This window comes from Hymenobacter cyanobacteriorum, assembly GCF_022631375.1.
GTDB lineage: Bacteria > Bacteroidota > Bacteroidia > Cytophagales > Hymenobacteraceae > Hymenobacter > Hymenobacter cyanobacteriorum.
In genome coordinates, this window is the sequence record NZ_JALBGC010000002.1 from 274,804 (window position 1) to 288,158 (window position 13,355).

The following is a 13,355-nucleotide window of genomic DNA, read 5'->3' on the forward strand; positions in this document are numbered from 1 at the left end:
GGTCGTACCCTACACCAATGCCCCTTTACTTCACCGCCGCCGTTTCGGGCACCCGCTGCAAGTCCAAATCCTGAAAGTCGTAGCTGAAATCGGTGGCGGGCGAAATCGGCTTCATTTTCAGGCCCGAAGCGCGGCCCATCTCATCCAGGGTGAAGCTGGCATAAGCATCGGCGTTGAAGCTGCGGTCTTTCCAGCGCACCACGTAGGTGTTGCCGCGGTAGGGCAGCACCTGGCCCAGCAGGCGCGGGGCGCGCACCGACTTCAACCACAGCTGGTTATTTTGCGCGTACAGGTTCACGTCGCCCAGCCAGGCATCGTGGTAGCGGCCCACGTAGGCGCTGTAGTCGGGCTTTTTGGGCGCGGTTTTTCGGGTCAGGGCCACCTGCTTATAAGCGTCTGCAGTGGCTTTGTCGGCCCCGTCGGCGCGGCTCTTCTCGCGGTCGGCAATTTCCTGCACCCGGTCGAGGCCGGTCAGGCCCAGGTAATGGTCTTCAATGTGGTTGGTGATGGCCGTAATGGCCTCGGTCTCCTGGTTGGTGAGCACGATGATGCCCAGGTGCAGTTCGGGCAGCAGCGTTACCTGCGTTATCTGGCCCGGCAGGCCGCCCGTGTGCGACACCTCTTTGTAGCCGCGGGCATCGCGCAGAAACCAGCCCAGGCCGTAGGCCGCGAAATGGGTGTTGTAAGGAGTAGGGGCGGGGCCTACCGGCAGAATCGTCTGGGGCATCCAGAGACGGAATTGCGTGGAGGGCTTCAGCAGCGCGGCCGGAGCGCCGGGACCCCCGAGCAGCATCATGGCCCACTGGCTCAGGTCGGTCACGCTGGAATAGATGCCCCCGGCCGGCCCCACCAGGGGGTTCACGTAGCGGGCCACCACTTGCGTCTGGCCGTCTACCTGCGCGTAGCCTTCGCTCACGTTCGTGGGGTTGGGCAGCCGGGCAAAGACCGCCGCGCTGCGGTTCATGCCCAAGGGCTTAAGCAGGCGGGCTTCCACAAAATCGGCCCACGACTGGCCGGAAATGCGCTTCACCACTTCGCCGGCCACCAGGTAGAGGTTGTTGTCGTAGTCGAACTTGCTGCGGAACGACGACACCGGCTTGAAATAGCGCAGGTTGTGAATGACATCATTGACCGTGAAGTTGCTGGAGTCCGGAAAAAACATGAGGTCGCCCGCGCCCAGGCCCAGGCCGCTGCGGTGCGTCAGCAGGTCGCGCACCGTGAACTCGGCCGTCACGTAGGGGTCGTACATTTTGAACTCCGGGATGTAGTCCGTCACCTTGTCGTCCCAGCGCAGCTTGCCCTCATCGACCAGCAGCCCGAGGGCGGCGGTGGTGAATGCCTTCGTGTTGGAGCCAATGCCGAACAGCGTGTTCGCATCCGTTGGGGCTTTGGTGGCCAGCGAGCTCACGCCGTAGCCTTTGGCCAGCACCACTTGCCCGTCCTTTACCACAGCCACTGCGATGCCCGGCACGTTGAGCGCCTTGAGGGTGCGGGCCACCACCGCATCCACGGCGGCCACGTCGAGCGGGGCCGTTACAGGCGGGGCCGTTTGGGCATGGCCGGTTCCGGGAAGCAGCGTAAGAGACAGGCAAACACTTGCCAGCACAGCCGCCGAGCGTCCGGCTACAGTTGTAATGAATTGAATCATCAGCAGAAAAATTAGGTGTAAAGCAATTTGAGCCGGCAAGATAGGCTAATTGCCGCGACATCGGCTGTTGCTGTTTCCCTACTTATCCCAACTCGGCTGCACCTAGCGCTGCCGGGCGGCCCAGGCATCCATGTGCCGCTCCAGAATGGCCAGGGGCATCGAGCCGCCGGCCAGGATTTCATCGTGGAAAGCCTTGAGGTTGAACTTGGTGCCCAGTTGCTTTTCGTAGCGGGTGCGCAGCTCGCGCAGCTTCAGGGCGCCTACTTTGTAGGTGAGGGCCTGGCCGGGCATGGCCAGGTAGCGCTCCACTTCGGCGGTGGCGGCGGGCTCGGCAATGGGCTCGTTGGCCATCAGGTAATCAATGGCTTGCTCGCGGCTCATGCCCTTCAGGTGCAGGCCCACGTCGACCACCAGGCGCAGGGCGCGGTGCATCTCGTCGCCGAGCGCGCCCAGGCGCTGGTAGGGGTCGGTGTAGAGGCCCAGCTCGCGCCCCATGCTTTCGCAGTACAGCGCCCAGCCCTCGCTGAACGCCGGGTAGGAGCCGAAGCGCCGGAACTTGGGCAGGCTGGTATTTTCCTGCTGCAGCGAGAGTTGGTAGTGGTGGCCGGGAATGGCCTCGTGCAGAAACAGCGACTCCATGCCCGTCGTCACGTTGAACTTGGTGGCATCGAGAATGGGCACGTAGAAAATGCCCGGCCGCGAGCCGTCGGCCGTGCCCCGGTTGTACTCGGCCGTCGCCGAAGCAGCCCGAAACGCCTCCGTCTGCCGAATCTCAAACGACGACTTCGGCACCCGCCCAAACAGCCGGCCCAGGTTGGGCGCGATGCGCGCCTGAATGCCCCGGAAGGCCCGCAGCACCTCCTCCGGTGTCTGATAGGGCATGAAGCGCGGGTTGTTGCTGAGCGAGTTGAAGAAGCTCGACAAGCTCCCTTTGTAGCCCACCTGCTTTTTCACTGCCTCCATCTCGGTGCGAATGCGCTTCACCTCGGCCAGGCCGGTCTGATAAATGGCGTCGGGGTCGCGCGGGGTAGTGGTCATCAGGCGCACGTCGTAGCGGTACATCTCGGCCCCGCCGGGCACGTCGCCCAGGCCGGTGCTGTTGCGGGCCAGCGGCAGGTATTCGGTTTGCAGAAAATCGGCCAGCTTGCGGTAGGTGGGCACCAAATCGGTGGCAATGGCCTCCTGGTAGGCGGCCGTGAGGCGCGTGCGGTCGGCCTCCGAAAAGCTGGCCGGCATGTGCGCCACCGGCCCGTAGAACAGGCTGCGCGACACGTCGCCCGTCACCTGGGCCTGCAGCTGGGGCACCATTTTCAGCACCAGCACCTTGGGTAGCACCACGGCGGCCTTGGCCCCCTCGCGGAAGTTAGCAATAGCCGAGTCGGCCCACACCGGAAACCGGCTCACGCGGGCCAGCCAGTTGTCGTAGTCGCGCACCGTGCGGAAGGGCTGCGCGCCCGTGCCCGTGCCCAACTGCCCGAGCGTGGTGGGCAGGCTGTAAATCTGGGCGAAGGGCATCATCCAGGTGTTCAGGCGCAGGCCTTCGAGGCGGGTGCGCATGTCGTACTGGAAGATGTCGTAGCTGAGCTTGTCGTCGGCCGAGAGGCGGGCGCGGTCGATGTTCAGCAAGTCGTTCAGGTAGCGGCGGTAGAGGCGGGCCTGCTGCTGGCGGAAGGCGCGAGTCTGGTCGTTGGGCAGGCGGTCGTTGTAGCGGTTGTCGCCCTGGGCCGTGGCCATCAAGGGAAACAGGCGCGCCCGGTCGTCCCAGTAGTTGTTGAACAGGTTGGCCAGCAGCGCGGCCGATGTCGCAGCCGGCGTGGGCTGCTGCGCCCGGCCGGCCCCGGCCATAATCCCCCACACTACCACCAACAGAACCAGAACACGCTTCATCAACCCGGTAATTAAGCCGGCAAGCTACATTTTTTTGCAGGAATACTGTTGGCAGCGCTATAAACAAAAGCAAAAAAACTCCCGCCACGGTCCAGACTGTGGCGGGAGTTTGGGGAAAGTGGTTTGCTTTATTGAAGAGGTGGAAATCAGAAACGTCTGTCATCCTGAGCGCAGCGAAGGACCTTATCACGCTTGCTGTAATTGAATTGGTGCAAGCGTGATAAGGTCCTTCGCTGCGCTCAGGATGACAGACGTTCGGTTACTGCTTCTTCGCCCAGGCGTCCATCTTGGTTTCGAGCACGGCCAGCGGCATCACGCCGTCCTTCAGCAGCTCGTCGTGGAAGTCGCTGAGCTTGAACTTGCTGCCCAGCTGTTTCTCGTAACGGGCGCGCAGCTCCTGAATTTTCAGCTGGCCGATTTTGTAGGCCAGCGCCTGGCCCGGAATGGCCATGTAGCGCTCAATGGCCGAGGTGTCGTCGTCCTCGCTGGCGGGCATGTTGTCGAGCATGTAGGCAATGGCCTGCTCGCGGGTGAGTTGGCCGGTGTGCAGGCCGGTATCCACCACCAGGCGCACGGCGCGCAGCATTTCGTCGTTGAGGGCGCCCACGTACTGGTAGGGGTCTTTATATAGGCCCAGTTCCTTGCCCAGGCTTTCGCAGTAGAGCGCCCAGCCCTCCGTCATGGCGCCGTAGCCGGCAAACTGGCGGAACTTGGGCAGACTGGTGTTTTCCTGCTGCAGCGAAATCTGGTAGTGGTGGCCCGGAATGGCTTCGTGCAGAAACAGCGACTCCATGCCCTGCGTCACGTTGTACTCGGCGGGCTTGGGCAGCGGCACATAAAAAATGCCCGGCCGCGTGCCATCCGGCGAGCCCTGGTTGTACTCGGCCGACGCCGACGCCTCCCGGAACGCCTCGGTGCGCCGAATTTCAAACGGCGACTTGGGCACGCGCCCGAACATCTTTTTCAGGTTCGGGTCGATGGTTTCCTGAATCTTGCGGAAGCCGGCCAGCACCTCCTCGGCCGTTTTGAAGGGCATGGCCTTGGGGTCGTGCTTCAGGCTCTCGAAGAACTGCCGCAACGTGCCCTTGAAGCCCAGCTGGGTTTTCATGCGCTCCATTTCGGCACGCAGGCGGGCCACCTCGCGCAAGCCTAGGGCGTGAATTTCGGCCGGGGTTTTGTCGGTCGTGGTCCAGTAGCTGGCGTAGTAGCGGTAGATTTCCGGCCCACCGGGCACCGCGTTGATGCCGCTGGTGGCGCGGGATTTCGGCAAGTATTCGTTGGCCAGAAAATCGCCGAGCTTCTTGTAAGTAGGCACCACTTCAGTCAGAATGGCCTTCTTATACTCCTCAGTAATGCGCTTCTTATCCGCGTCCGAAAAGTCTTTCGGGAAAGCGTTTATCGGGCCGTAAAACAGTGACTTGGTGGGGTCCGTCACCTGCATGTCCTTGGCACGCATCTGCGGAATCATCTTTACCACCAAGGCCCGCGGTAGCACCACGCCCGCTTTCATTCCGCGCCGGAAGTTGCCGATGGCCGAGTCAGCCCACACCGTGAAGCCGCGCACCCGGCCCAGCCAGTTGTCGTAGTCCTGCACCGTCTTAAACGGCTGGTTGCCTTGTCCCGAGCCGAACTGCCCCATGCTAATAGGCAGCCCCCAGAACTGCTGAAACGGCAGCATCCAGGTGTTCAGCTTCAACCCGTCCACGCGCTGCTTCAGGTCGTACTGAAAGATGTCGTAGCTGATTTTATCGTTCTCGTCCAGCGCCGCGCGGTCGAACTTGCCCAGCCGCGTCAGGTAGTCCTGGTAGAAGGTGCGCAGCGTGTCGCGGTAGGCCTGGGTCTGGTCGTTGGGCAGCTGGTCGTTGAAGCGGTTGTCGCCCTGGGCCGTGGCCGAGAGCGGGTCGAGCCGCGACTGCTTTTCCCAGAAGCTGGCAAACAAGCCGTTCAGGCCCTTGGTCGAGTCGGCGGCGGCTGCGCTGCCGGGGGCGCTGGTGGTGGCGGTTTCGGTGGTTTTGGTCTGGTTGCAGGCCGTGGTGAGGGCGGCCGCTACAAGGCCGGCCAGGGCAATTTTCTTCATAAGGAATGGGAATGTGCCGCAAGCTACGACGCCGCCCGATACGCCCGATGCCCTCCTGCCTCGCCACGCTACTGGGCGGGTGCGGCTGGCCCCGCGTTCAGGCGCGCCACCGCCAGGCGGCCCAACGCCCGGGCCACCTGCCAGCGCGAATAGCCTTTGGCCGGCCGCGGCAAGCCGATAACCAACGTGCGCTCTGGCAGCCGCACATACAAATCGCCGTGGTAATCATCGTAATACGCCTCGTGGCCGAGGTCATTCACGGCCAGAATGTTGCGGCGGCGCAGGTTGTTGCCAGCCTGCGCAATGGCAAATGCCCCCGCCGGCCGAAACGACAACAAAACCACCGCATCGGGGCTGCCAGCCTGGTCAGCTTCCACAAAGCGGCAGGCCTCGCCCTGGGCTTGCTGCTGCACGGGTTGCCCGGTCAGGTCGGCCACTTCGCGGGGCGTGAGCAGGCCGCAGGCCTCGGTGGGCAGCGTAGCCGTGGTATCGGCCTGCACAGCCACCGAGCGGCCGTTGCCACCACTGGCCTGTTCGAGCGGAGCCTGGCCGCTACAGGCCCCCAGCAGCAGGGCCGTGCCGGCCAGAGCCAGTCGGCGGCCCGCCGCGCCAATAAAGAGAACCGGAAAACGCATAAAGCGAGCAGTAAAAGTCGGTTAGGTGAATTTCTCTGTACGTGAGCCGGCCAAAAAAGTCCCGCCCGCTACCGCAGCCCTGCTACAAAAGGCCCCAAGCAAAAGCCCCGTGCCGCTACTGCGGGCACGGGGCTTTGGGCTTGATGGGGGCGGGAGCAACCTATTGCCGCGTCAGGCGCTGGGTGTGGCGGCCGGCGGCATCGGTCAGCTCCAGGAAGAAGGCGCCTTTGGGCAGCGTGCTCAGGTCGAGGCGGTCGCCGCCGGCGGCCTGGCCGCTGCTCAGCGCTTGGCCCAGGCCGTTGAGGATGCGGTAGCGCACGGGGCCCAGGCTGGCGGGCAGCACCACCACATCGGTGGTGGGGTTGGGGTAGATGGCCACGATTTCGGCGTTGCGGCGCACGGTGGCCACGGGCGAGTAAGCGGAGCTGCCGTCCACATCAACCTGCCGCAGGCGGTAGTAGGCCAGGCCAGCCAGCGGGCGGGCATCGGCGAAATCGTATTCGCGCAAGCTGCTGCTGTTGCCCTGGGCGGCCACCTTGCCAATGGTTTCGTAGGCTTCGCCGGTGGCGCTGCGCTGCACCTCGAAGTAGGCACTGTTCTTCTCGCTGGCCGTGGCCCAGCTCAGGCCCACGGCGCTGCCTCTGGACGCGGCCTCGAAGCGGGTGAGCTCAACGGGCAGAGGTTTCGATGCATCTCCTGAAGTCAGAGTGACATTGTCAATTACAATTTGCCCGCGAGAAGCAACATTTATTACAAAATAGATTTCTACAAGTGTGCCAGCAGTGTTGGATGATGGTAGATTGACTGTGACCTTAGAAACCTTGGCAGCATTACTAACAATTGCGATATTATTAGCTGTATAGTCCGTGAATACTGGTGAAGTTCCGGCTCCTGTGGTGCCGAGCGGATATTGAGGAGAATCGGCAGAGCCAATCACCCTTACTATTCTATTAAATCCTTCGTTATTGATGTTGGCAAAAACATCAATTGTCGATGTCGTGTTAAATCCATCAGTTCCACCTGCGTTATAACTGCCAATCTCAAAGCTTACTGTATTGGGATTGGTTGCGCCGGATGCGAAAGCAAAAGTCTTTCTCACAAAATTTACTTGAGTGCTACCGGAGTTTCCATTGCCATTATTGGCAAGTCTTACTCCATAAGCGGTAGTCGAGCTGTTGTCTGCTCTGGTAACAGCGAAGGAACCAATCGATACTCCAGTGCCAATGTTAGTGGCATTCGAAGTGGTGTAAGGATAATTAGCATCAGCTGTGCTGTTATTACCAAACGTCTGAAATAGCGGAGTCGTTTGTGCCACTACTTTTAGTGGAGTTGACATAACAGCCAATGCCAGTAAAAAAGACTTCGGAGATGCAGAAAGAAGGCGGTTGAGGACAGATGGTACCATTGCTGTAATGAGGTTTTAAATAGCCGCAATAAGCGGCGTAAGTCCGCAATTTATATTATTTGTTTGAAAAGTTAAATATGTCAAATCGTTGTTATTAGATAATTAATGTTCATTGCCATATATAGGCTCGTTTTACTTGGATGCGTCCTAAACCGCAAAGCGCCAATTATGCTCGTTAAAATACGTTTTGAGCTCGATGAAACTCGTTCGGCATAGTTGGGCTATTACGCCCCGGCGTCTTAGCTCTGCTCGCCTGCGTGGGCTTGCTTGCTAATGGACCCAACCAGCCGCCAGGCTTGCCCGCTACTGGCACTTCGCACGGGCCCGTGTTACTTTCGTAGGAAAAACATCCACTCCGAAAACCCACCCGGCTTTGTCAATATTCAAGTATTTGCTGTTGGGCTGGCTGCTGGCGGCGCCCTTGCTGGGCCAGGCCCAGCGCCGTCCGGCCCCCGTTCGTTCCGCCTCCCCGGCGCGGTCCCGTGCCAAAGCCACTGCAGTCAAAAAAGCATTACCCCGCCCGGTGCCGGTGCCCGGCGCACCCGCCTTCACGCGCTACCTGCACTCGCGCTGGGTCGATAGCCTGATGCGCGCCCTCACGCCCGACCAGCGGGCCGCGCAGCTGTTCATGGTGGCCGCGTACTCCAACCGCAAGCGCATCGACGAAGACTCAATTTCGGCCCTCATTCAGCAGTCGGGCATTGGCGGGCTCATCTTCTTCCAGGGTGGCCCGGTGCGGCAGGCCAAGCTGCTGAACCGCTACCAGAGCCAGAGCAAAGTGCCGCTGCTGGTGGCGCTCGACGGCGAGTGGGGCGTAGGCATGCGCCTCGATAGCGTGGTGAAATTCCCGTACCAGATGAGCCTGGGCGGCGAAACCGACACGGCCCTGCTCTACGACATGGGCCGCGAGGTGGCGCGGCAATTCAAGCGCCTGGGCATGCACGTCAATTTCGCGCCGGTGGTGGATGTCAATAACAACCCCGCCAACCCGGTTATCGGCTTCCGCAGCTGGGGCGAAAACCCGGCCGCCGTGGCCCGCGACGGCCGCCAGTACATGCGCGGCATGCAGGACAACGGCATTCTGGCCGTGGCCAAGCACTTTCCCGGCCACGGCGACGTGGACGCCGACTCGCACCTGGCCCTGCCCACCGTGCGCGTCGACCGCCGCCGGCTCGACACGCTGGAGCTGCCGCCCTTCCGCAGCCTCATCGCGGGCGGGCTGGGCGGCATGATGGTGGCCCACCTCAACGTGCCCGCCCTCGACACCGTGAGCGGCCCGAGTACACTTTCCAAACCGATTATCGAAGGCGTGTTGCGCAAGGAAATGGGCTTTAAGGGCCTGATTTTCACGGATGCCATGAACATGAAGGGCGTCATCACGAAGTTTCCGCCCGGCGAGGCCGACGTGCGCGCCATCATGGCCGGCAACGATATTCTGGAGTTCAGCAAAAACGTGCCGCTGGCCCTGAAAATGGTACGCGCCGCTGTGGACAGCGGCCGCATTTCGCAGCAGCAGATTGACGAGCACTGCCGCCGCGTGCTGGCCCTCAAGCAGTGGGCCGGCCTGAACCACTACCGGCCCATCGAGACCAAAAAACTCTACGAAGACCTCAACGGCCCGCACGCCCAGTACCTCAGCCACCGCCTCACGGAGCTGAGCATCACGCTGCTGCGCAACCAGAAAAACCTGCTGCCCCTGCAGCGCCTCGACACGCTGCGCATTGCCACGCTGGTGCTGGGCGGCTCGCCGCGCGATACCACGGACTTTCAGCGGGCGGTGAGTGACTACGCGCCGGCCGCGCATTTCCACATCGCCTCCACGGCCTCGCTCGATGAGCTGACGAAGCTGCGCGCCGCCCTCAAGCCCTACAACCTCATTCTGGTGAGTTTGCAAAACCTGGGCCGCCTGCCCGCCACCAGCTTCGGCATCACGCCCGAAAACAACATGCTGCTGCGCGAGCTCGCCGACCAAAAGCAGCAGCTGGTGCTCAGCGTATTTGGCTCGGCCTACGCCGTGGCCAAAGTGCGCGATTTGGAACGTGCCGGGGCCGTGGTGCTGGCCTATCAGGAAAGCCCGAATGCCCAAAACCTCACGGCCCAGGCCATTTTCGGCGGCATCGCGGCCACCGGCAAACTGCCCGTAACGGTGAGCGACCGGTACCCGCGCGGCTTCGGTCTGCGCACCGCCGCCGGCTCTCGCCTGCGTTACGCCAACCCGGAGGACGAAGCCATGGACCCGCGCCTCGAAGCCCGCGTGGATAGCCTCGTGGGCCGGGCGCTGGCCGCCCAGGCCTTCCCCGGTGCGCAGGTGCTCATTGCCCGGCGCGGCACGGTGGTGCTGCGCAAAAGCTACGGCAACCAGACGTACGCGGGCTTTGGTAATATGCAGGATGAGAAGAATGTGGCAAATGTGAAAAAGCTGAATAAGAAGAATATTTCCACATCTCTCACATCATCAGCATCTACCACATTATTAACGACGCCGCGCCCGGTGCAGAACGACGACCTCTACGACCTGGCCTCGATGACCAAGCTCATGGCCGCCACGCCTGCGCTGATGCGGCTGGAAGGCGAGCGCAAATTCAGCCCCGACAGCGCGATGAGCAACTACTTTCCCTTCCTGCGCGGCACCAACAAGGCCGGCCTGAAGATGCGCGACGTGCTGGCGCACCAGGCTGGCCTGAAGGCCTGGATTTCGTTCTGGCAGGAGCTGCGGAAGAAAAACGGCGAGATGCGTCGCCGCTACTTCCGCGCCGATTCGTCGGCCCGGTTCCCGCTGCCGGCGGCTGCCGGGCTGTGGGCGCGCAAGGACTTGCCAGCCCGCATCTACAAGGAAATAGGGGAGTCGCCGCTGAACGCCAAGCCGGGCTACGTGTACTCCGATTTGTCGTTCATTCTGTACCCCGAGCTGGTGAAGGCCCGCACCGGGCTGCCGCTCGATGCCTATTTGCAAAAGGAAGTGTACGGGCCGCTGGGCGCTACCACGCTGGGCTTCCGGCCCACCAACCGCTTCCCGCTCAAGCGCATCGTGCCGACGGAAGTGGATTCCGCCTTCCGCAAGCAGCTGTTGCACGGCACCGTGCACGACGAGGGTGCGGCGCTGCTCGGCGGCCTCTCGGGCCACGCCGGCCTGTTTGGCGATGCCAACGACGTGGCCAAGCTGGCTCAGACCTACGCCTGGGGCGGGCGCTACGGCGGGCAGCAACTCTTCGACAAAGCCGTGCTGGCCGAGTGGACCAGCTGCCAGTTCTGCCCCGACAACCGCCGCGCCCTGGCCTTCGACCGCCCGGCCCCCAACCCTACCGTGAACTCGGCCAAAAATGCCTCGCAGCGCAGCTACGGCCACACCGGCTTCACGGGTACCTACTTCTGGGTGGAGCCCGATAAGGACCTGGTGGTGGTGCTGCTGACCAACCGCGTGCACCCCACGCGCCGCAACAACAAGCTGACGGAATTGAGCGTGCGCTCGTCGCTGCTGCAGCTGGCGATTGAAGCGGCGCGGTAGGGGTTTCACGCAATGTTTCGCTGTGTTAAACCGCAGGGTTTCGCAGTGTCGTTCTTTCGGTGTTCATTTGAGAATGAGTGAGAACGAAATTTCTTTTGAAATCCGCCGGGCATCATTCAAGCTGCACACGGAGTTGGGGCCGGGCTTGCTGGAATCAGTGTACGAAACTGCCTTAGCATACGAGTTGCGGCAGATTGGCCTGCACGTAGTCACGCAGGTTCCCTTGCCGATGGTGTATGGCGGCGTACAGATGGAAATAGGTTTTCGGCTGGATTTGGTAGTAGAAGGAAAGGTAATCGTCGAAATAAAATCAGTTGAAATATTGCAGGAAGTGCATTTTAAGCAACTGCTGACTTACCTAAAACTTTCCGGCCTGAAGCTCGGTCAACTCATCAACTTCAACGTTGTTACTCTGAAAGACCACATGCACCGCCTGGTGAACGGTTTGTAAGAACAACACTGCGAACCGAAGGACGACGAAGTCAAACCCTGCGGTTTAACACCGCGAAACACTGCGTGAAATAACTGCCCAAAAATTCCCACAACATGCAAGGACTGATGATGGCCGAGCCCCTGCGCGTGGCCTCGATAATCGAGCACGCCGCCAAGTGGCATTCCGATACCGAAATCGTGTCGCGCCGGCCCGAGGGCGGCATCCACCGCTACACCTACGCCGAGGCCAACCACCGCAGCCAGCAGCTGGCCCGGGCGCTGCTGGCGCTGGGCATCGAAAACGGCGACCGGGTGGGCACGCTGGCCTGGAACACCCACCGCCACTTCGAGCTGTACTACGGCGTGGCCGGCATCGGCGCGGTGTGCCACACCATCAACCCGCGCTTGTTTCCCGAGCAGCTCGTCTACATCATCAACCACTCCGAAGACCGGCTGCTGTTCTTCGATATTACCTTCCTGCCGCTGGTGGAGCGGCTGGCCCCCATCTGCCCCACGGTAGAGAAGTGGGTGCTGCTGGCCGGTCCCGAGCACCTGCCCAAAGAATCGGTAATGCCCGGCCTGTGCAGCTACGAGGACCTGCTGGCCGCCCAGCCCGGCGGCTACCAGTGGCCCAGCTTCGACGAGAACACGGCCTGCTCGCTGTGCTACACTTCGGGCACCACCGACCAGCCCAAGGGCGTGCTCTACTCGCACCGCTCCACCGTGCTGCACGCGCTGGGCATCTCGCTGCCCGACGCGCTGGGCTGCTCGTCGGCCGACGTGATTATGCCCGTCGTGCCCATGTTCCACGTCAACGCCTGGGGGCTGCCCTACGCCGCGCCGCTGAATGGGGCCAAGCTGGTGCTGCCCGGCGCGGGCATGGACAGCGCCAGTTTGTTTGAACTGATGGAAACCGAGGGCGTCACGTTCTCGGCCGGCGTGCCCACCATCTGGCTGGCGCTGCTGCAGTTCATGCGCGAAGGGCAGCGCCGGTTCAGTACGCTGCGGCGCACGGTGGTGGGCGGCTCGTCGTGCCCGCCGGCTTTGATGAAGGCTTTTGTAGAGGAGCTGAGCGTGACCATCACCCACGCCTGGGGCATGACGGAAACCAGCCCGCTGGGCACGGCCAGCCGCCTCAAAGCCAACCAGCAAGGGCTGTCCGCCGACGAAAAAGCCGCCGTGCTGGCCAAGCAGGGCCGCGCCGTGTTCGGCGTCGATATGAAGATTGTGGGCGACGACGGCCAGGCGCTGCCGCACGATGGCGTGGCCTTCGGCGACCTGCTGGTGCGCGGGCCCTGGGTGGTGCGCGACTATTTCCGCACGCCCACGCCCGGCGAGCTCACCGCCGACGGCTGGTTCCGCACCGGCGACGTGGCCACCGTCGACCCCACCGGCTTCATGCAAATCACCGACCGCTCGAAGGACGTCATCAAGTCGGGCGGCGAATGGATTTCCAGCATCGACCTTGAAAACCTGGCCGTGGCCCACCCCGCCGTGGCCGAGGCCGCCGTCATCGGTGTGCCCAGCGCCCGCTGGAGCGAGCGGCCGCTACTTGTCATCGTGCGCCGCCCGGGCATGGACGTTTCGGCCGAGGAAATGCTCGGCTTTTTCCGGGGCAAGGTGGCCAAGTTCTGCGAGCCCGATGCCGTGGAATTTGTGGAGCAGCTGCCCCACACGGCCACCGGCAAAATCCTCAAAACCCAGCTGCGCAAGGACTTTGCGGGGTATTCGGTGGCGTAAATCGCAAGCAAAAAAGAACGTCATGC

At 62.3% G+C, this 13,355-nt stretch carries 8 protein-coding genes; 3 read left to right on the top strand and 5 right to left on the bottom strand.

Translation table 11 applies throughout. From position 1 onward, the window contains the following. Positions 1–25: 25 nt before the first annotated feature. From MON38_RS06380 to MON38_RS06400, 5 genes are all read right to left on the bottom strand, one after another. Complete coding sequence (locus MON38_RS06380) at positions 26–1,648, bottom strand: serine hydrolase (protein WP_241935321.1); 1,623 nt, start codon at positions 1,646–1,648, stop codon at positions 26–28. Positions 1,649–1,750: 102 nt separating this feature from the next. Further along, entirely contained in the window at positions 1,751–3,535 is a 1,785-nt protein-coding gene (locus MON38_RS06385; protein ID WP_241935322.1) for a DUF885 domain-containing protein, read from the bottom strand. Positions 3,536–3,794: 259 nt separating this feature from the next. Next, positions 3,795–5,612, bottom strand: a complete 1,818-nt coding sequence (locus MON38_RS06390; protein ID WP_241935323.1) for a DUF885 domain-containing protein — start codon at positions 5,610–5,612, stop codon at positions 3,795–3,797. A gap of 68 nt (positions 5,613–5,680) precedes the next feature. Next, entirely contained in the window at positions 5,681–6,247 is a 567-nt protein-coding gene (locus MON38_RS06395; protein ID WP_241935324.1) for a hypothetical protein, read from the bottom strand. A 160-nt stretch (positions 6,248–6,407) separates the two neighbouring features. Further along, entirely contained in the window at positions 6,408–6,878 is a 471-nt protein-coding gene (locus MON38_RS06400; protein WP_241935325.1) for a T9SS type A sorting domain-containing protein, read from the bottom strand. 1,147 nt (positions 6,879–8,025) lie between these two features. On the opposite strand from MON38_RS06400, the gene MON38_RS06405 reads away from it, so the two are divergent. The 3 genes from MON38_RS06405 (at position 8,026) to MON38_RS06415 (ending at position 13,329) form a co-directional block, all read left to right on the top strand. After that, complete coding sequence (locus MON38_RS06405; protein WP_241935326.1) at positions 8,026–11,157, top strand: serine hydrolase domain-containing protein; 3,132 nt, start codon at positions 8,026–8,028, stop codon at positions 11,155–11,157. A gap of 73 nt (positions 11,158–11,230) precedes the next feature. Continuing rightward, on the top strand, positions 11,231–11,608 hold the full coding sequence (locus MON38_RS06410) for a GxxExxY protein (protein WP_241935327.1): 378 nt from the start codon (positions 11,231–11,233) through the stop codon (positions 11,606–11,608). A gap of 95 nt (positions 11,609–11,703) precedes the next feature. After that, positions 11,704–13,329: a 3-(methylthio)propionyl-CoA ligase gene (locus tag MON38_RS06415; protein WP_241935328.1), complete on the top strand. Its 1,626-nt coding sequence runs from the start codon at positions 11,704–11,706 to the stop codon at positions 13,327–13,329. Positions 13,330–13,355: the final 26 nt, after the last annotated feature.

Coding starts and splice junctions, on each gene's coding strand:
- MON38_RS06380 (WP_241935321.1), bottom strand. CDS start 1,648: ATGATTCAATTCATTACAACTGTAGCCGGACGCTCGGCGGCTGTGCTG.
- MON38_RS06385 (WP_241935322.1), bottom strand. CDS start 3,535: ATGAAGCGTGTTCTGGTTCTGTTGGTGGTAGTGTGGGGGATTATGGCC.
- MON38_RS06390 (WP_241935323.1), bottom strand. CDS start 5,612: ATGAAGAAAATTGCCCTGGCCGGCCTTGTAGCGGCCGCCCTCACCACG.
- MON38_RS06395 (WP_241935324.1), bottom strand. CDS start 6,247: ATGCGTTTTCCGGTTCTCTTTATTGGCGCGGCGGGCCGCCGACTGGCT.
- MON38_RS06410 (WP_241935327.1), top strand. CDS start 11,231: ATGAGTGAGAACGAAATTTCTTTTGAAATCCGCCGGGCATCATTCAAG.
- MON38_RS06415 (WP_241935328.1), top strand. CDS start 11,704: ATGCAAGGACTGATGATGGCCGAGCCCCTGCGCGTGGCCTCGATAATC.